Source organism: Sulfitobacter sp. HI0129, assembly GCF_001635395.1.
In the GTDB taxonomy this organism is placed as follows: Bacteria; Pseudomonadota; Alphaproteobacteria; order Rhodobacterales; family Rhodobacteraceae; genus Sulfitobacter.
The window spans coordinates 1-550 of sequence record NZ_LWGH01000922.1 but is presented as its reverse complement, the minus strand read 5'-3'; the positions used below and the strand labels follow the sequence as shown (position 1 = coordinate 550).

The window sequence follows — 550 nt, the reverse complement described above, 5'->3', positions numbered from 1 at the left end:
CACCGTCTGGCACGTGATCGGCACCGCAGAGGACGACGGCGTGGTCTACGAAGCCGCCTGAGCCCAAGCGCCCCGGCGGGTGTCACGGGCGCCGCCGGGGCGGCAGGGAGCGCGGATGTCTGCGGGATCTTGCCGAATGACCCAAAACTCTTGACTCGAACCCGGAATTAGAGCAATCATCATTATTGAACATAGTGTTCACATTTGAACACAGGACTGAGGGGGAGACGCACCATGGACGCATTCAAGGATCGGTTGGCCCAGCGAGCCAGCGATACGAGCCGGCCCGCCCTTGCGCATCAATGCCGGGGACGGGAACTGGAGCCGCAGGAAGTGGCTTTTGCCGCGGCGCTGATGGAAATCTACGGCACCGGCACCCATGACTACGATGCGGTCGCCGCCGCGCTGACAGAGCGTAAGTTCGAAGCGCCCCGGTCCGGCAAGACCGAATGGACGGCCCAGATGCTGCATGACGAACTGGCGGCAACGAACGCGGAGCTCGACAAGGCCTATGCGGAGCACGGCTATGGCGCTTGAGTTCCGCAATGTC

General features: G+C 63.1%; 1 protein-coding gene. It reads left to right on the top strand.

Annotated features, from left to right (window positions below; translation table 11 throughout):
- The first annotated feature begins 234 nt into the window (after positions 1-234).
- The gene (locus A3764_RS20965) at positions 235-537 is read left to right on the top strand and encodes a recombinase-like helix-turn-helix domain-containing protein (protein WP_067925728.1); all 303 of its coding nucleotides are present in this window, start codon (positions 235-237) and stop codon (positions 535-537) included.
- The last annotated feature ends 13 nt before the right edge of the window (positions 538-550 follow it).

Excerpts from the sequence above, each read along its gene's own strand:
- A3764_RS20965 (WP_067925728.1), top strand. The coding sequence starts at position 235 with ATGGACGCATTCAAGGATCGGTTGGCCCAGCGAGCCAGCGATACGAGC.